14 protein-coding genes are annotated in these 18,222 nt (G+C 69.1%); 10 read left to right on the plus strand and 4 right to left on the minus strand.

Annotated features, from left to right (window positions below):
• Positions 1 to 266 precede the first annotated feature (266 nt).
• From BM066_RS08130 to BM066_RS08140, 3 genes are all read left to right on the plus strand, one after another.
• Positions 267 to 527, plus strand: a complete 261-nt coding sequence (locus BM066_RS08130) for a helix-turn-helix domain-containing protein (protein WP_029589462.1) — start codon at positions 267 to 269, stop codon at positions 525 to 527.
• Positions 528 to 736: 209 nt separating this feature from the next.
• Entirely contained in the window at positions 737 to 1,819 is a 1,083-nt protein-coding gene (locus BM066_RS08135; RefSeq protein WP_018113221.1) for a LacI family DNA-binding transcriptional regulator, read from the plus strand.
• Positions 1,812 to 3,104 carry an MFS transporter gene (locus BM066_RS08140; protein ID WP_089926112.1) on the plus strand — a complete coding sequence of 431 codons (1,293 nt, stop codon included), beginning with the start codon at positions 1,812 to 1,814 and terminating at the stop codon, positions 3,102 to 3,104. The genes BM066_RS08135 and BM066_RS08140 overlap by 8 nt, the downstream gene beginning before the upstream one ends.
• Positions 3,105 to 3,129: 25 nt before the next feature.
• On the opposite strand, the gene BM066_RS08145 is transcribed toward BM066_RS08140, so the two are convergent.
• On the minus strand, positions 3,130 to 4,872 hold the full coding sequence (locus BM066_RS08145; RefSeq protein WP_177218403.1) for a PAS domain S-box protein: 1,743 nt from the start codon (positions 4,870 to 4,872) through the stop codon (positions 3,130 to 3,132).
• Positions 4,873 to 5,156: 284 nt separating this feature from the next.
• Here BM066_RS08145 and BM066_RS08150 point away from each other — a divergent pair, with 284 nt between their 5' ends.
• The 4 genes from BM066_RS08150 (at position 5,157) to BM066_RS08165 (ending at position 9,022) form a co-directional block, all read left to right on the plus strand.
• Complete coding sequence (locus tag BM066_RS08150; protein ID WP_255367521.1) at positions 5,157 to 5,813, plus strand: ParA family protein; 657 nt, start codon at positions 5,157 to 5,159, stop codon at positions 5,811 to 5,813.
• Positions 5,814 to 5,915: 102 nt separating this feature from the next.
• The gene (locus BM066_RS08155) at positions 5,916 to 6,269 is read left to right on the plus strand and encodes a PilZ domain-containing protein (protein WP_089926122.1); all 354 of its coding nucleotides are present in this window, start codon (positions 5,916 to 5,918) and stop codon (positions 6,267 to 6,269) included.
• 471 nt (positions 6,270 to 6,740) lie between these two features.
• Entirely contained in the window at positions 6,741 to 7,265 is a 525-nt protein-coding gene (locus BM066_RS08160; RefSeq protein ID WP_177218404.1) for a TOL_0243 family YfiR-like periplasmic protein, read from the plus strand.
• Positions 7,262 to 9,022 (plus strand): ATP-binding protein, encoded by a 1,761-nt coding sequence (locus BM066_RS08165; protein WP_089926129.1) that lies wholly within the window; start codon positions 7,262 to 7,264, stop codon positions 9,020 to 9,022. The genes BM066_RS08160 and BM066_RS08165 overlap by 4 nt, the downstream gene beginning before the upstream one ends.
• Here the strand turns inward: BM066_RS08165 and BM066_RS08170 are convergent.
• Positions 9,019 to 10,935, minus strand: a complete 1,917-nt coding sequence (locus tag BM066_RS08170) for a TOL_0244 family TonB-dependent receptor (RefSeq protein WP_089926132.1) — start codon at positions 10,933 to 10,935, stop codon at positions 9,019 to 9,021. The two genes, BM066_RS08165 and BM066_RS08170, sit on opposite strands and share 4 nt — an antisense overlap.
• A 345-nt stretch (positions 10,936 to 11,280) precedes the next feature.
• On the opposite strand from BM066_RS08170, the gene BM066_RS08175 reads away from it, so the two are divergent.
• From BM066_RS08175 to BM066_RS08185, 3 genes are all read left to right on the plus strand, one after another.
• A complete protein-coding gene (locus tag BM066_RS08175) occupies positions 11,281 to 12,072 on the plus strand; it encodes a tryptophan 2,3-dioxygenase (protein ID WP_089926135.1) in 792 nt (263 codons plus the stop codon).
• Positions 12,048 to 13,247, plus strand: a complete 1,200-nt coding sequence (locus BM066_RS08180) for an aminotransferase class V-fold PLP-dependent enzyme (RefSeq protein WP_089926138.1) — start codon at positions 12,048 to 12,050, stop codon at positions 13,245 to 13,247. Before BM066_RS08175 ends, BM066_RS08180 begins: the two co-directional genes overlap by 25 nt.
• A 118-nt stretch (positions 13,248 to 13,365) precedes the next feature.
• Positions 13,366 to 14,727: an FAD/NAD(P)-binding protein gene (locus BM066_RS08185; protein WP_089926141.1), complete on the plus strand. Its 1,362-nt coding sequence runs from the start codon at positions 13,366 to 13,368 to the stop codon at positions 14,725 to 14,727.
• Here the strand turns inward: BM066_RS08185 and BM066_RS08190 are convergent.
• Entirely contained in the window at positions 14,724 to 15,842 is a 1,119-nt protein-coding gene (locus BM066_RS08190) for an acyltransferase family protein (protein WP_089926144.1), read from the minus strand. The genes BM066_RS08185 and BM066_RS08190 overlap by 4 nt on opposite strands.
• A complete protein-coding gene (locus tag BM066_RS08195) occupies positions 15,839 to 18,175 on the minus strand; it encodes an alpha-N-acetylglucosaminidase (RefSeq protein ID WP_089926147.1) in 2,337 nt (778 codons plus the stop codon). Before BM066_RS08195 ends, BM066_RS08190 begins: the two co-directional genes overlap by 4 nt.
• Positions 18,176 to 18,222 lie beyond the last annotated feature (47 nt).

Below are 18,222 nucleotides of genomic sequence, written 5' to 3' on the forward strand. Positions count from 1 at the left end.
CGCAAGAAGCCCCACCTCACCCCTTTTCGTCGGCGCGCCTATCCACAGCGCAAGCCGTCAAGCTGTATGACAGATTTTCATCATGGGCCGATGAATCTCATTTGTGCACGTTACCATTGACCAACACACTTGAATCTGTCCAACTAATATCTCCAAATTCGCTGAACATGAACCGCCCGCCGGCGAATGACCGGCACACCGACCAAGGCGGGAGGCCCGGCCGTTGCAAGACGTCCGGTGATGGAGAGGAAAAGACAGGGGTGAACATGACCGGGATGAAACAACGCGACGCCGACGGAAACCCGAACCTCGGCTTTTGCGAACTCACGCCGACCCAGATGAAGGTCCTCGAGGGGGTCAACTCCGGACGGCTCAACAAACAGATCGCCTTCGACCTCGGGATCGCCGAGGCGACGGTCAAGGCGCACATGACGGCGGTGATGCGGAAACTCAACGTGCATAACCGCACGCAGGCCGCGATCGCGGCCCGGATGATGAGTTTCGGGTCGCAGGCGGAAGCCCAATAGGCCCGTCGGGCGCATTCGCGTTCGCCGAGAAGCGATCAGGCGACCGTGACGACCTCGTTTTTCAGCGCGAACCGGACCTTCGCCCTGGATCGCCTGGAGCTTGTGTTGATGGCCGCGCCACGCCCCTATGGCCCCCTACCGGAGACTCGCGCGCCGCGATCGGACCAGATCGCCGCCCCGTCGCCGGCGGACGTCGGGAAGGTTATTCGTTGAACAGGCCAGACCGCCCCCGGGGCGCCACCATCGTCGATGTCGCGCTGCGGGCGGGCGTGTCCCGCATGACGGTGTCGCGCGTCATCAACGACGGGGCCAGCGTCCGGGAGACGACGCGCGAGGCCGTGCAAGCCGCGATCCGCGAGCTGAACTACGCGCCCAACCTAGCGGCCCGCAGCCTGGTCACGGCCGGCGAGCTGCGGATCGGGGTGATCTATTCCAATCCCAGCGCCGCCTTCATGAGCGACTTCCTGATCGGCGTGTTCGAGGAAGCCACCAGCGCCGGAGCGCGGCTGATCCTGGCGCGCGGCGAAAGCGGTCATCCCCCGGCGCCGCGGGACCTGGAGAAGCTGCTGGCCGCCGGCGTCCAGGGCGTGGTCCTGGCGCCGCCCTTGGGTGAATCCGCCGTCGTCCGCGACATGCTCCGCGCCGCCAACCTGCCCGTCGCGGTGGTCGCTTCCGGACGTCCGCCGGTCGATGCGATCAGCGTCCGCATCGACGACCGCCGGGCCAGCCAGACCATGGCCCAACACCTGCTGGACCTTGGACATCGACGGATCGGCTTCATCGTCGGAAACCCCGATCAGACCGCCAGCGCGGAGCGCCTGGAAGGCGCTCGCGCGGCGGTCGCCGCGGTCGAGGGCGCCGAACTGGTCCTGGCCCAGGGCGCCTTCACCTACGGCTCGGGCCTGCTCGCCGCCGAGCGGCTGCTGGACGTCGAACCGGCGCTCACCGCGATCTTCGCCAGCAACGACGACATGGCCGCCGCGGCCGTGTCGGTGGCCCATCGCCGGCATCTCGACGTGCCGCGCGACCTGACCGTGGTCGGCTTCGACGACGCGACGGTGGCCACCACGCTCTGGCCGCCGCTGACCACCGTGCGCCAGCCGGTGCGGCAGATGGCGGCGGTGGCGCTGGACCGGCTGATGCGCGCCCTGCGTTCACCCGAACCCGACAACGGGGCGACGGCTGACTACGTGCTGGACCATGCTCTGATCGAGCGTGACTCCACCGCGCCGCCACGCCGCGTCGACACGGCGCCGAGCGCCATGACCAGTGGAGCGCGCTCTGATGTCTGAACCCACCGAAGCGGGAATGGAGAAGGCCACCGTCGGCCGGATCACCGCGCGGCTGATGCCGCTGTTCTGCCTGATGTATCTGATCGCCTATATCGACCGGCAGAACGTCTCCTACGCCAAGCTGGAGATGGTGAAGGCCCTAGGCCTCAGCGAGGCCGCCTACGGCCTGGGCGCGTCGTTGTTCTTCATCGGCTACTTCCTGTTCGAAGCGCCGTCGAACCTGATCCTGGCCCGGGTAGGCGCGCGGGTCTGGTTCGCGCGGATCATGTTCACCTGGGGCCTGGTGACCCTGGCCCTGGGCTTCACGCAGAACGCGGCGATGTTCTATGGGCTGCGATTCCTGCTGGGCGTCACCGAGGCGGGGTTCTTCCCCGGCGTGCTCTACGTGCTGACCCTCTGGTACCCCCAGGCCCATCGCGCGCGGATGGTCGGCCTGTTCATGGTCGCCAGCGCCGTAGCCAACGCGGTGGGCTCGGCCGTGGGCGGACTGCTGCTGGACCTGGACCAGGTGCTGGGCCTGGCCGGCTGGCAATGGGTGTTCCTGGCCACCGGCGCCCCCGCCGTCCTGCTGGCGCCCTACGTCCTGTGGAAGCTGCCCGACGGCCCGGCCCAGGCCAGATGGCTGCCCGAGGCGGGCAAGGCGTGGCTGGCCGGGGTGCTGGACCACGAGCGCGGCGGCGCGTCCGAGGACCATCGCGGCGCCTGGAAGGCGATGTTCGATCCCCGCGTCCTGCTCCTGGCGGGTCTCTATATCGGCATGCCGCTGGGGGCCTACGGCCTCAGCTACTGGTTGCCGACCATCGTCAAATCATTCGGCGTGTCCAACACCGTCAACGGCCTGGTCAATGTGATCCCGTGGCTGCTGGTCGCCGTCGCCCTATGGCTGGTGCCGCGCCATGCCGCCCGCCACGGCGCCAGCGCCTGGCACATCGCCGGTCCCACCCTGGTGGCCGCGGCCGCCTTGACCCTGAGCGTGATCGTGCCCGGCTCGGCGCTGAAGTTCGCCATGCTGTGCGTCGCGGCTCCGGCCATCTTCTCGGCCCAGCCGGTGTTCTGGAGCCTGCCGCCAAGCTTCCTCAGCGGGCCGCGGGCGGCGGCCGGCATCGCGGCGATCAACGCGATCGGCAATCTGGGCGGCTTCATCGCCCAGAACCTGGTGCCGCTGGTGCGCGATGCGACGGGCAGCAATCTGGCGCCCATGCTGGCCCTGGCCGCGGTGCTGGTGGTGACCAGCGTCATGATCTTCCACGCCATGGCCCGACTGGACCGGACGCGGCAATCCTAGAACAAGTCCTTGGACCGTGGGCCCGTCAACCGATCTGCGGCAAGGCCGAGGCTGGTCCAAGACGCCCCTGGTCTAGCGGGGCGTCAATCGTGCAGACGACGCCGGCCTCATCGAAGTCCAGCGTGACGACGCCGCGCAGCTCGGCCGCGAGGCTGCGGGTGAGCAGGCGCGATCCGAACCCGGTTGCGGTCGGCGGCGAAACCTTCGGTCCACCGCTCTCGGTCCAGGTCAGATGCAGCCTCTCCGGGGACGCCATGGTCCACCTCAGCGCCACGCGCCCCTCGGGCGTCGAGAGCGCGCCGTACTTCAGGGCGTTCGTGCAAAGCTCATGGAAGGCCATCGACAGCGTCAGGGCCGCATTGGGCCCCAGCGAAACCGGCGGCCCCTCAAGGGTCACCGCCTCGGCGCTCGGCAGGTTCGGAGCCAGCACGTCCGTGGCGATCTTGGCCAGTTGCGCGCCTTCCCATTGCTGGCGCGTGAGGATGTCGTGCGCCCGGCTCAAGGCCATCAGGCGGGCGGTGAACGCTTCCCGGGCCTCCGGCAGCGACGGGCTTCCGCGGAAGGTCTGGGCGGCCAGAGCCTGGACGGCGGCGAGGTTGTTCTTCACGCGATGGTTCAGCTCGTTGACCATCAGCTCCAGGCGTTCCTGCGCCCGGCGCCGGTCGTCGATGTCGATGCTGGCGCCGATCCACCCGGCCACGCCGCCCTCGCGATCCAGCACGGGCTCGGTGCGCGACAGGAACCAGCGGAACTGGCCGTCGCCGCGGCGTATGCGCAGCTCGGCCTCGAAGCGCTCGCCCTTCTCCAGGGCGGCGTTCCAGATCGGGGCGGCGCGGGCCGCGTCCTCAGGGTGCAGCAGGGACGCCGGATCGGCGACGGCCAGCGGTGAAGTCCCCGTGAACGCGAACCACCGGTCATTGAGAAACTCGATCTCGCCGCTGTCGGAGGACATCCACACCATCGCGGGAACGACATTGGCCAGGGTCCGCAGCCGCGCCTCGCTGTCCCGCAGCACAGCCTCGGCGATCTTGCGCTTGGTGACGTCGCGATAGAACACCGCGACGCCTTCGGGCGTCGGCTGCGCCCGGATCTCCAGCCACATGGTTCCGCGCGCATCGCTCCATTGTTCCTCGAAAGCCAGGGCGGTCTGGGAGCGCAAGACCTCGCGGTATCGTCGCCGCAGCCCCTCGGCTTCCGGTCCCGGCCAGATCTCCTGGTGGCTCTTGCCCAGCATGGACTGGACCGATCGCCCCTCCATGCGCAGCGCCGCCTGGTTGATCTGCAGCACCCGCAGGTCGCGGTCCATCAGCACCATGGCGTCGAGCATGTTGTCGAGCACGCTCTGGCTGCGGTCGCGTTCGATCTTCAGCGCGTGCTGGGCGCTCAGGCGATCGCTGATATCGCGGATGAAGCCGATGAAACCGATCTCGCCGTCGTCGTCGTCGATCCGGGAGATCGAAAGTTCGACGGGAAAAACACGCCCATCGCGATCGGTCGCCATCACCTCGATGCGTCGGTCCAGGACGCTCTGGACGCCCGTCTCGAGGCGTCGGCGCAAGCCCTCGGCGTGGCCCCGCCGATCCGGCTCCGGGATGATCAGGTCGGCCATCAGGCGGCCCAACGCCTCCTGGCGCGACCAGCCGAAGGTCGCCTCGGCCTGACGATTCCAGTCCCGCACCCGACCGTCGGCGCCCATGACGACCGTGGCGTCGAGGGCGGTCTCGAGAACCAGACGGATCGGCGAGACTTTTCTGGCGTCAGCGGTCAACGGCAACCTCGCCCTTGTTCCCTTGCGTGAAGCTTTAACGCGCACCCCGGCGCGCGGTGACGGCGGCGCCCCGATCACCATAGCAGATGTGCGCCGGCTTCGCGGTCAAGCCTCGGCCGCGTCGATCCGGACCCGGAACGTCCATCGCGCCGCGTCACAGTCTTTTACAGTCGGCCCGCCAGGTCCCGTACTAAGACCGCTCGACGTCGGAATTCGAGCGCCGGTTCTTCGCCTGGCCCGAGCGAACGTCCTTTCGCGGCGGGCTGGGGGACAGATTGCGGACAGTGGCGGTGGTCAATCTGAAGGGCGGCTCGGGCAAGTCGACCCTGGCCGTGCAACTGGCGCTGAGCTGGGCCAAGGCGCGGACACTGGTTCTGGCCGACATCGATCCCCAGGCTTCGTCGGCCCTTGTCCTGGATCGGCGCGATCCGACCGTCGAGGTCGTGCGCTCCACCGGCTCGAAGCTTCCGATGCTCAAGACCGGCCTGGCGCGGCGCGGACTGCAATGCCTGGTCGTCGATACGCCCGGCTCGATGAAGGAGGATGTCGCCGCGGCGATCTCGGCCGCCGACCTGGCGCTGCTGGTCGTCCGTCCGACCTATCTCGATATCGCCGCCGCAGCCGTCACGGCCCAGATGGTCCGTCAGCTGCGCAGGCCCGCGCTCGTGGTCCTCAACCAGGCGCCGCCGGCCCGAAGCGGCGTCGAAAGCGGCGTCGTCCTGAAGGCCCTGGAGGCGCTGGCCCTGCTGCGCCTGCCGATCGCCGAGGCCATCGTCCGGTCCCGCGCGGTGTTCGGCCGCGCGACCGAGCTCGGCCGTGCTGTGTCGGACGTAGAGCCCGCCTCCCCCGCCGCCGCGGAAATCGACGCGCTGGCCCGCGAGATCGGCCAGGCGCTGCAATTCGCTCAGACACCGGAAGCGGGCTATCTGATCCACACCTGAACCGCGGACCTCCGACGACCGTCGCTCAAATGAGCGAGTGAGACAACACGCCGCAACCTGAGCGCTAAACCCGATTAACGATCCGCGCCTAGCGTTTGGGTCATGAGATCGCTCATCGATTCCAGCCCAGACGGCGCCGACCGTCGCGGGCATCCCCGCTACAGCGACCAGAGCCCGGTCTATGTCGGCGACGGCGCTGTCGCGCGAAGGTGCCGCCTCGTCGACGTCTCCGACGGCGGGGCGCGGATCTTCATTGGCAGGGGCGCTGAACTTCCGGCCCATGTCGTCCTGGTCGATCCGGGGACAGGCCTCAGCCACCGCGCGGCCCTGGTCTGGAGAAGCGAAAGCGAGGCTGGGTTTCGCTTCGTGGAAGAAGGCGTCCGCTATCGTGTCATGAGGTCCGCCGAGGACCTGGGCTGGAACACCGGCCTGCGCTCATATCGCCGAGCCTCCTAGGGCCGCCGCCAGGCGTATCGGACAGCAATCCGCGCCCTGAAGCGCCCAGGAGATCCTGCGTCAGATCGCCACAGGCGTGCAGACGCGTTCCGTGCCGGACGGGCGCTCCACGGCCTATGAGCCCGAAAATCGCGCTCCTTGGCATCCATCGCCACAGGCTCCCGCCTGGAGCCCCTCAAGAAACTTTACTATAGCGTGTATCCATGGAGCGGCCCGCCGCATTAGACTTCCACGCGAGCCAAACGCGGCCATGCCAGACGGGGCAAATCTCGATGTTCAAGGAGGTCGCCATGAGGTTGTGTTCGATGTCCGCGACGACCTTCACCGGCAAGCCAGGGCGTCCTTGCGGATGACTTTCCCCGCTGACCTTGATTGCGATGCGCCGCTGCGTACGGCTGGCGTCGGCAAGGCGGCCTGATGCGGGCCGCGGCGCCGCGTCCTGGACATCGTCGCGTCCCATGGCGGCGGGAGTTGGTCGCTCTCACCGTGCTCGGCCTGACGCTGTCGTGGTCCGCGGCCAACGCGGCGCCCCTCGAATATCAGGTGAAGGCGGCCTACCTCTACAAGCTTGTCTCGTTCGTGGACTGGCCCGCGGGGTCGCTGCCGGCTCCGGGCGCGCCGGTCAATCTCTGCGTGGTCGGCGACGACCCCTTCGGCGCGGCCTTGGATCAGGCAGCGCAGAACCAGCAGGTCGATGGGCGTCCGCTGGCCGTGCGCCGCATCGCGACGGTGTCGAAGTCGTCGGGCTGCCAGGTTCTCTACATCGCCGGCTCGAAACGCCAGTCGGTCGCCAGCGCCCTGCAGTTGGTGAAGGGCTCGCCGAGCCTGACGATCACCGAGGCCTCGGAGGCGCGCGGGAGCATCGTCCAGTTCGTCGTCAAGGAGGGTCGCGTCCGTTTCACCATCGACCTCGCGGCCGCCGCCCAGAACGGTTTGACCATCAGCGCCAAGCTCCTGAGCTTGGCGCTGTCAGTAAGAGATGGACCCAACCCATGACCCGGCCCGATGGGTTCCAGCCGCGCCATGGGCGCTCCGGCTTCGCGTTCGGCGGCCTGGCCATCGCCGCCGCCCTGGCGCTGGTGGCCATGGGCCTGGTGATGGGGTTCTACAACGAGCGAACCTTCCGGGCGCAGAAGACCCAGGAAGTCGCCGTCCAGGCCCAGATCCTCGCGGCCAGCGTGACCGCGGCTCTGGCTTTCGATGATCGCAAGGTCGCCCAGGAATATGTCGAGGCGCTGAGCGCCAATCCCGAGGTGGAGGCCGCGGGCGTCTATGACATCCAGGGCCGCCTGCTGGCCGGTCACGCGCGACCGAACGCGCCCCCGCCCCCGGCCGTCGCGGCAAGCTCTCCCGCCTCCGACAGCCGATACATCGTCGTGACCGCGCCGGTTCGGCAGGGCCAGAGCGTCATGGGCTCGGTCTATATGCGCACCGTAGTGGAGCCCCTGCCCCGGCGCCTGGCGCGATACGCCGGCGTCGGCCTGCTGCTGGTCATGGCCGCCCTGCTGGTCGGCGTGCTCGGCGCGGGACAGACTCTGCTTCGGCGGGCGAACGCTCGGCTGGAAGAGCGGGCCCAGGCCCTGGGCGAGGCCAACAACGCCCTGCAGATCCATATTCAGGAACGCGAGCGGGCCGAGGAAGCGCTGCGCCAGGGACAGAAGATGGAGGCGATCGGCAAGCTGACCGGCGGCCTGGCCCACGATTTCAACAACCTGCTGATGGTCGCCTCGGGCGGTCTGGACATCCTGGAAAAGTCCGATGACCCGGTGAAGCGCCAGCGGTTCGCCGGCGCGGTCCGCCAGGCCCTGGATCGGGGCGCCGAATTGACCGGCAAGCTGCTGGCCTTCTCCCGCCGCTCGCCGTTGAAGCCCGAGATCGTCGACCTGTCCAAGCGCATCCCCGATCTGTCGATCCTGCTCGAACGGTCGCTGCGCGAGGACATCGCCGTGGAACTGCGACTGGCCAAGGACCTGTGGCCCATCGAAGTGGATTCGACGCAGTTGGAGGTCTCGCTGCTGAACATCGCGGTCAACGCGCGCGACGCCATGGCCAAGGGCGGTACGCTGACGATCGTCGCCGAGAACCAGCCCGATCTGGCGCAGGGCGAACTGGTTGGCGACTTCGTTCGCCTGTCGATCATCGACGACGGCGTGGGCATGCCCGCCGAACACATCGCCCGGGCCTTCGAACCGTTCTTCACCACCAAGGAGGTGGGCCGCGGGACAGGCCTGGGGCTCAGCCAGGTCTACGGCTTCACGCGGGCGTCCGGCGGCGACGTCCGGATCGAAAGCGCGCCAGGACTGGGAACGGTCATCTCCCTGTTCCTGCCCCGCTCGGACAAGGCCGCGCCGGTCGCGACGCCCTCGAGCGCGCGACCGACCGCGTCCGAGAACCAGGGCCGGGTGCTGCTGGTCGAAGACGACGACAATGTCGCCATGGTCGTGCTGGAGATGCTCCAGTCCCTGGCCTATCAGCCCACCCGCGTCGACAGCGGCGCGGCGGCGCTACGGATGCTCAAGCAGCGCAGCGACTTCGACATCGTGTTCTCGGACATGGTCATGCCCGGCGGAATGGGGGGCATGGACCTGGCGCGGGCGGTCAGCCAGAAATATCCCAGCCTGCCCGTCGTCCTGACGACCGGCTTCAGCGAGGCCGCCACGGCCGCCGCCCAGGCCGGCTTCCGCGTCCTGCCCAAGCCCTATGCGATCGAAGCCCTGGCCAGCGAGTTGGGCGCGGCTCGGCAAGGTGTTTAGAACCGCCACCGCAGGTCCGCATAGACGCTCCTGGGGATCGCCGCGCCGTTTGGGAACTCCTGGACCCGCTCGTGCAGCAGGTTGGCCCCGGACAGGGACAACTGCACCCGGTCGGAGATGTTCCAGGCGACGCTGGCGCCGAGCTCCACATAGGACGGCAGGCGCGGATCCGGCAGGGCGCCGACATAGCGGACGGCCGCGTCCAACGTCACCGCCCGCCCCAGATCCATCGACGATTTCAGCGACGCTTGGTGCTCGGGATCGTCGCCGGCTTGCTTGACGCCCAGCAGCAGCGGACCGCTGGAGTCCGGCTTGAACTTCAGGCGCTTCTCGAGCCAGCTGTATCCGCCCACCAGTCGCCACCACGGGGCGACGCGATATTCGCCCCAGGCCTCCAGGCCATAGGTATGGCCCTCCATGCCGTTGCCCCAGTGGAGCGGCAGGAAGGTGACCGGGTCGGCCTCGATGCTGCGCAGGTCGTCATAGACGTTGTAGTAGGTCGAGACCGAGAACGAGGCCCTGTCGGAGGGCTGGATCCGCGCGCCGACCTCGTAGGCCGTCAGCTTTTCGGACTGGAAGGTTCCACCGCCGGTCAGGAACCGGATGTTGCCCAGATATTCGACGACGTCCCGATCGAACGGCGTGGCCGATCGCACCGCCTTCGACGCCGCCGCCCAGACCATCGCCTTGTCGGTGGGCGTCCAGGACAGCCGCAGGCTCGGCAACGGCTCGGCGTCGAGATAGGGGTCGTTCTCGATCTTCAGCCCCACGGTCAAGGTGGTGGACGTCGTCAGGGTGACGCTGTCCTGGACGAACAGGTTGGAAAGGTTGAGGGTCCCTTTGGTGGGGACGAAGAAAAAGGTCGGCGAACCGCCCAGCTTGTAGGGGCTGTGACGGAATCCTCCGCCCCAGACCACCGCCTGCCGGGCGCCGAGGCTGAAGCTGTGGCGCACGTCGATATCGTAGGTGTCGACCGTCAGGACGCCATGGCGTTCGGCGCGGTCGTAATAGGCCTGGACCTGCAGTTCCGCGCCGCCCTGCCCGACACGGATCCAGCGCGCGAGCAGGTTGCGGCCGGCCAGGTCGTCGTTGGATTTTCCGTCGTAGAGATCGCCCTGCAGCGTCAGGACGTCGCTGGAACCGGGGGTCCAGTCGAGGCGGAAACCGCCCTGCGCCCGCGACCAGCTGTCCCCCGCCGAAGCTCCGGCCAGGGTCTCGGTGCTCCCGATCTTCTGGGCGCGGGCATAGACGCGATAGGTCACGGCCTCGCCCAGCCGGCCGCCGTAGCGCAGGCTGGCCGAACGCTCGCGACTACCGCCGCCCACCACCAGCAAGCCGCCCTGGGTCTCGCTCGACTTGCGCGTGGCGATGTTGATCACCCCATTGACGGCGTTGGCGCCCCAAAGGGTCGCGCCCGGCCCGCTGACCACCTCGATGCGATCGACATCTTCCGGCAGGACGTCCTGCATGTCCCAATAGACGCCGGAAAACATCGGCGTGTAGACGCTGCGCCCGTCGATCAGCACCAGCAGCTTGTTGGAGAAGTTCTGCGCATCCTCGTTGCCGCTGAAGCCGCGGGCGGTGATCACATATCGGCTGGCGGTGTCCTGCTGCACCTGGAGGTTGGGCGCCAGGCGCAGCATTTCCGGGATGGTGCGCGCGCCCGACCGGGCGATGTCGTCGTGGGTGATGACATAGATCGCCGACGGGGCCTCCCGGACAGCTTCGGGGCGCTTGGAGACGGACGTCACCTGGATCTGGCCCAGTTCCTCGATCGAGAGAGAGGCCAGGTCGATGGGCGCCTGGGCCAAGTCGATCGGCGTCTGGGCCTGGACGGCGGTGGCGATCGTCGCCATCCCAGCCGCGCCCAGGATGCGGATCGTCGCCAATCGTCTCCAAGACGTCGTTCGCATCGCCGCCTCCCCTTTCAGCCCTGGCGACTCAGCGACGGCCGGAACGATGGCCCACCGGGCCTCGCCCCACCGCTTTCGCGCCGGCTTCGCCCCAAACACGTCCGGATTCTGGGACGACCGCCAGCCAAATCCGTGTTTCCCCAAGTCCGCGCTCCTCACGCCATCACAAAGCCTAACGCGCGACACACGGATAGGTTGGAAAGTTTCGAACGGCGGACCGAAGCGGTCAAGGACGGGCATTCGTTCCGCCCCGGGGGGACGCTGCGGAACATCATTCCGCGCCTGGGAACAATCCGCGGGCAAACGAGGACAAACGTGCCGCCGGGAACCGCCTAGGGTCGCTTCATGACGCAAGACATGACTTACGCGCGCTACCTCGCGCTGGATCAGTTGCTCGCGGCCCAGCAGCCGCTGAGCGACCGTCACGACGAACTGCTGTTCATCGTCATCCACCAGACCAAGGAGCTGTGGCTCAAGGAGATCATCCACGAGGTGCTCCTGGCCAAGCAGTTGATCGCGGAAGGCGACGTCGAGCCGGCCTACAAGGCCCTGGCGCGGGTGTCACGGATCCAGACGGTGATGACCTTGTCGTGGGACGTGCTGGCGACCATGACCCCGGCCGACTACCTCAGCTTCCGCGGCGAGCTGGGCTCCAGCTCGGGCTTCCAGTCGCACCAGTTCCGCACCCTGGAATACCTGCTGGGCATGAAGGACCAGAGCTTCCTGAAGTTCCACGCCGAGGGCTCGGACGCCCTGGCGCAGCTGCGGGCGGCCCTGGCGGCGCCCAGCCTCTACGACGTCGCCATCGCCCAGCTGCCCAAGGCGGGGCTGGCCGTGCCGAACACGGTGCTGAACCGCGACTTCGCCCAGACCTACGCCCCCTCGCCCGAGGTGGAGGCCGCCTGGCTGGAGGTCTATCGCGACACCCAGCGCTATTGGGAGCTGTACCAGCTGGCCGAGAAGCTGGTCGACCTGGACGACGCCCTGGTCACCTGGCGCCACAAGCACGTACTGACCGTCGAGCGGATCATCGGCGGCCGGCCGGGCACCGGCGGCACCGACGGCGTCGGCTACCTGGCCTCGACCCTGCGCCGGCGAGCCTTTCCCGAGCTGTGGTCGCTGAGAACCAAGCTGTGAGCGCCGCCCGCAAGGACCTGTTCTCGCGGGCCCTGGCGGCCGCGCCGGGGCGGCTGCACATGGCCGCCCACAGCCATCATCTCTGGCCCGACGCCACCCTGGCCGCCCAGGTCGAAGCCTGGAAGGACGCCGCTCTCCTGGCCGACCACAAGTGGGACAAGGCGCTGGGCCAGGTCTATCCGGCCGCCCAGGCCCTGGTCGCCGGCGAGCTCTCCCTGCCCTCGCCCGACAGCCTGGTCTTCGCGCCCAACACCCACACCCTGCTGGCGGCGCTGAAATCGGCGATCGACCGCCGGCCCGTCCGGGTGCTGTCGACCGACGGCGAGTTCCATTCGTTTCGCCGCCAGGCCCGGCGCTGGGTCGAGGCCGGCGAGATCGCGCTGACCCTGGTCGAGAGCGACGCGCCAAACAGCCAACATGGGGATTTCGCCGAGCGGTTCCTGACGACCGCGCGCGACGGCGATTTCGACCTAATCTTCGTCAGCCACGTCTTCTTCAAGAGCGGCCTGGTCTTCGACCGCGTCTGGGAGCTGGCCGACCTGGCCCGGCCCGAGGCCCCCTGGGTGGTGATCGACGGCTATCACGGCTTCCGGGCCGTCCCGACCAACCTCGCGGCCGTGGCCGACCGGGTCTTCTACCTGGCCGGCGGCTACAAGTACGCCATGGCGGGCGAAGGGGCCGCGTTCCTGCATGCGCCGCCGGGCTTCGGCCCGCGCCCGGTCCTGACCGGCTGGTACGCCGAGTTCGGCGACCTGGAAGGTCCGCCCGGCGGGGTGGGCTATGCGCGCGACGCCGGCCGCTTCCTTGGCGCCACCTTCGATCCGTCGGGCCTCTACCGCTTCGTGGCGGCGGGACGGATGCTGGAAGCCGAAGGCCTGACCACGGCGGCGATCGCCGGCCACGTGGCCGGCCTGCAGCGAAGCCTGCTCGCCCGGATCGCCGCCGGCGAGGCGGGGCCGCTGAAGGACACGGTGGTGCTGAACCCGCCGGGCGAAGGTCCGCAAGCCCGCTTTCTGGCCCTGCGCCATCCCTCCGCCCAGGCATGGAAACAGGCGCTGGGGGAAAAGGGCGTGGTCGTGGACGTGCGCGACGACGTGCTGCGGATTGGCCTCTCGATCTATCACGATGAGGCTGATTTGGAGGCGTTCTGCGCGGCATGCGGGGCGCTGGCCTAGAGCGAACCGCGCGGTACGGGAACCGCCCCAGATTCTGATTTTTCACGGAACGCCGAGGCGGCTTGCCAAGCGACAAGGGATCGCCGACAAATCCCTATCATTGTTATAGAGTTTACGCATGCCGCAAGCGCCAGCGCCTGTCATCGCCGTGGTCGGCGCGGGGTTCAGCGGCGTCATGACCGCCCTCAACATCCTGCGACGATCGGCCGAAGCCAGGATCGTCCTGTTCGAGCGCCACACGCCCATCGGCCTGGGCGCGGCCTATGCGAGCCACAATCCCGGCCATCGGCTGAACGTCCGGGCGGGCAACATGAGCGCCTGGCCGGACGATCCGAACCATTTCGTGGAATGGCTGCGCCGCGAAAGGCTCGGCCTCGGTCCCGCCGACTTCGCCACCCGCGCCGACTACGGTCGCTACCTGCAGAGCTTGGTGACCGACATCGCCGAAGGTCCCGCCGGCGCCGGCCGTCTCGTCGTGACGCCGGACGCCGTCACGGGGATCGAGCCGGACGGCGAGGGTTGGCGGCTGCAATGCGCCATGGGCCGCAGTGTCACGGCTCGCGCCGTCGTCCTGGCCCTCGGCAATCCGCCGCCCGCGCGGCCGCCGGGGATTGACGAGACCTTCGCGGCCTCGAACGCCTATGTCGCCGATCCCTGGCGCTGGGACGCGACCGAGCTGCCGTCCGGGCCGGTGTTGCTGATCGGCACGGGCCTGACCATGGTCGACATGGCCCTCTCCCTGAACGACGCCCAGCCCGGCCGCCCCATGCTGGCGCTGTCCCGCCGGGGCCTGACCCCGCTGGAGCACGACGGCGCCCCGCCGCTGATCCTGCCCGCCCCGCCGGCGAACGACCTCTCGCCGCTGGAGGTTTTCGGCTGGCTGCGAACCGCCGCGGCCGAGCACGGCTGGCGCACGGCCATCGACGCCACGCGGCCGGCGGCCCAGGCCCTCTGGCGCAGCTGGTCGCCACCCCAGAGGCAGGCCTTCCTGCGCCACGCCCGCCCGTTCTGGGACATCCACCGCCACCGCCTGGCCCCGCTCGTCGCGCGCCGGATCGCGGCCATGCGCGCGACGGGCCAACTGGCGCTGGCGGCCGGCAAGATCCGCAGCCTCAGGCTCGAGGCCGACGGCTTCGCCCTGTGCCGCTGGCGCGGGCGCGGCCGCGGCGAGAACGGCGGCTATGTCTTCCGCGCGGCCACGGTGATCAACTGCACCGGCCCGGCCGGCGACGTGCTGACCTCGACCGATCCTCTGATCCAGAACCTGGTCCGGCGTGGCCTGGCCCACCCCGATCCGCTGCGCCTGGGCTTCGACGTGGACCACGACGGCCGGCTGCGCGACGTCTCCGGCCGGGCCTCGCCGACCCTGCTGAGCGTCGGTCCCGCCACGCGCGGCGCCTCATGGGAAATCACCGCCGTTCCCGACATCCGCGGCCAGGCGGCGGCCGTGGCCGAGACGGTCCTGGCCGCGCTGGGCTAGAGCTTCACCACGATCCCGCGACGGTCCATGACATAGCCCAGCAGCCAGCAGACCAGCATGTAGGCGATCGCGCACAGCAGCGAGCCCAGCGCGCCCGGCGTCAGCGCCTGGAACACATGGATCCCGACCCACTCGTACAGCCCCACGCCCGGCGCGACCTCGACCATGCCCAGCACGGTCACGAACAGCTCCGAGAACAGGTAGATCACCAGCGGATTGAGGCCGAACACCTGGAAGAAACGCGTCGCCGCATTGGGCGCCCGTCCCTCCAGCACGGCGGTCAGGGCCGCCAGCAGCACCAGGTCGATGCCGACGGTCAGCAGGACGAAGCTGCTGGTCCACAGCTTCTTGGCGATCGGGAAGGCCAGTCCCCAGGCGAGGCCGCCAGCGATCAGGACCGCGCCGGCCACGGCCATGCGGAGCGTGGCCCGGCGCGCATCGGGCGTGTTCTTCAGGAACCGGGCGGCCAGATAGCCGGCCAGCACGTTGACCGTCGACGGCAGGGTTCCCAGCAGGCCTTCGGGATCGAAGCCGCCGTCCTTGCGATAGAGGTGGTTCTGGCCGATCAGCATCAGGTCCAGATGGGTGCCGGCGTTGCCCAGTTTCGACAGCGGCGCCGCCGGATCGCCGAAGGCCAGCAGGATCGCCCAGTAGCCCAGCAGCAGCGCGATCGACAGCACGACGATCAGGCGCGGCGACAGCCAGCGCACGGCGAAGGCCGCCAGCATGTAGCAGAGGGCGATGCGCTGCAGGACGCCCATCACCCGGGTGTTGGCAAACGGACTCAGCGCCCAGTGTCCGTCGACCTTATGGACGAACGGGAACCAATACATCAGGAAGCCCAGCAGGAAGATCAGGGCCGTGCGCCGCAGCACCTTGGCCATGAAGTCACCGACCGGGATCGGCCGCGAGAAGGCGAAGGCCATCGAGCAGCCGACCGCGAACAGGAACGAGGGAAACACCGCGTCGGCCGCCGTGAACCCGAACCACGGCGCGTGGACCAGCTGGGTGTAGGCCTTGGCCCCGGGGCCGGCCGTATTGACGACGATCATCAGACAGATCGTCAGGCCCCGGAAGACGTCGAGGGACAGAAAGCGCGCGGCGGGCTTGGTCATCCGTTCTTTCCTTGGGTTTGGTCCAGGCGAGCGAGCAGGGCCTTGACGCCCCCGATCGGATCGGCCGGCCGCTGGCGGCGATAGACGGTGTCGGCGGCGACCCAGGCGCGCTCCCAGGCGACGCCGTCGCGGGTGACGGCGGCCTCGTCGAAGGGGCCGGTCCCGGCCGCCTTCAGCGCGTCCAGGAACCGCGACCAGCGCGGCAGGTAGAAGTCGCGATAGAGCCCCTGCCAGGCCTTGGACGCATAGTCGTTGAGATTGCCCTCCCCGCCCCAGACGGTGACCTGGGCCTTGGCGTTGGCGACATAGGCCGCGGCGTCCGCCGGGGTGTCGCCATAGGCGCGGGCGTCGTCGATCCAGGTGGCCAGGGTCTCGGGCTGGACGCCCAGCAAAGCGTCGATCAAGAGGGCCAGGGCCTCGACCTCGCCGCGCGCCTTGTCGCCGGCGGCGACGTCGCCCGCGCGGTAGGCGGCCACGGCGGCCTGCAGCTGGCCGTCGATCCGCAGGCTGGCCAGGTGCCGGGCCGCGTCGACCAGGTCCAGCACGAACAGGGGCTGGTCGGCGAAGGCGCTCGCCTGGGCGACCAGGGCGCGGACCGCCGCGTCCAGCTGGGCGCGGTCGCCGGGATGGCCCGGGAACTCGCCGATCGTCGCCGTCGGCCGCTTGAAGAACAGATAGGCGCCGGCCTTGCTCTTCCACCAGCGCGGCGACCAGTAGCGGGTCGAATAGGCGGCCTGGACCAGCTGGCCCATGGCGGCGTCCAACTGCTGCGTGGTGGCGCCGTAGCGCGAGCGGGCGTAGGTCGACAGCCAGGCCGACAAGGACCCCTGCCCCGCGCCCCAGGCCAGGTCGTAGACGGCCTCGTAGACGATCGAATTGTTGTGCAGCCCCTCGGGGAACATCCCGAAGCCCGCCAGCTTGCCCGTCTCGGGATTGGCCGCGATGGCCGTCAAGTCGCGGCGGTAGTAGTCGAGGTCGCCGTAGACTGGGTTGCTGCCCCCGTAGTTGTGCACATAGCCGTAGATCCAGGGCTTGCCGCCAAAGGCCTTGGCGTTCTTCCAGACGTCCGGATAGCGGTCGTTGCCGATGTCCAGGACCATCAGCCTGTCGTCGGGGACCAGGCTCAGATAGGCCGAGATCGCCGGCGGGTCCCAGAAATGGGAGTCCGCGCCGAACAGCCAGCCCTGCATCACCCACACCGCGTCGGGACGCGCCTGACGGATCGAGTCGTAGATCGCCTTGCCGTAGGCGGCCAGGCGCTGGGCCTTCAGGGCCGGATCGATCTCGGCCTTGGCCTTGGTCGCGGCCGTGTTGGCTGTCCCGTCGCCATAGGCCGCGTCGCGGGCGTCGGCGCCGTCGGCGTTGATCGGCGGCAGCATCTCGTTGAACGAGTCGGCCAAATAGTAGGTCCCGGCCCCGTAGGTCTGGGTGTACAGCGCCAGGAAGCGGCTGGCGATCTTGGCGAACAGCGGGTCGGCCGGGTCCAGCCAGTAGGTCTCGTGGAAGCCCTCCCACGGCCGCATGCGGTAGATGCGGGCCTTCGGGTGCTTCTGGGCGAAGGCCTTGGGCACGTAGCCGCCGAAGGCCGGCAGGATCGGGGTCATGCCCAGCGACCGCATCCGCCCCAGGATCTTGACCTGCAGGTCCTTCTTCTTGTCGATCCAGGCCGTCGGCAACGGCGCGCGGTAGCCCTCGATGTTGCCCATGCGCTGCCAGGGCGTGAAGGCGGGGCCGGAGAAATAGTCGGCCAGCTCGGCCTCGGTCAGACCGAACTCGCGCCACAGCGCCCGCCAGACATATTCCTGGCCCTCCATGGCCACCGGCATGTCGACGCCGTGGACCGCCATCCAGTCGATCTCGCGGCTCCAGCGCGCCCAGCCCCACCAGGGCGTGGTGTAGCCGTAGGTGCAGGTGTTGAGGTAGGCGCGGTGCGCGAACGGGGTGGCGAGCCTTCCCGTGTCGGCGTCGGGAAAACGGTCCGGCAGCGCCACCCGGTCCCCCTCCCAGCTGACCGACGCCGCGCCGACGGACTTCAGGTAGCTGTAGGCGCCGCGCGTCAGGGCGATCGGCGTGTCGCCGCTGATGCGAACCCGCCCTCCCTGGCCCTTCACCGCGTACCAGGGCGGCGCGGTCTCCGTCGCGCGCGGCGCGAGCGCCAGGTCGATCCGTCCGGCGCGCGGACCGAAACGGCGAACGAGCACCGCCCGCGCCGCCTTGAGCGCGCCGGCGTCGTCGTCGGTCGCCGCGGCGATAGACGGCGTCGACAGTGCGGCGACGGCGGCCAGGGCTTGCTGCAGCGCCTGGCGGCGGGAGGGGCTGGACGCCATGGACATCAGGTCTCGGGACATCTGGAACACCGAAAAGTTTGGTCGCCGCCCAG

This window comes from Caulobacter sp. UNC279MFTsu5.1 (assembly GCF_900114015.1).
GTDB lineage: Bacteria > Pseudomonadota > Alphaproteobacteria > Caulobacterales > Caulobacteraceae > Caulobacter.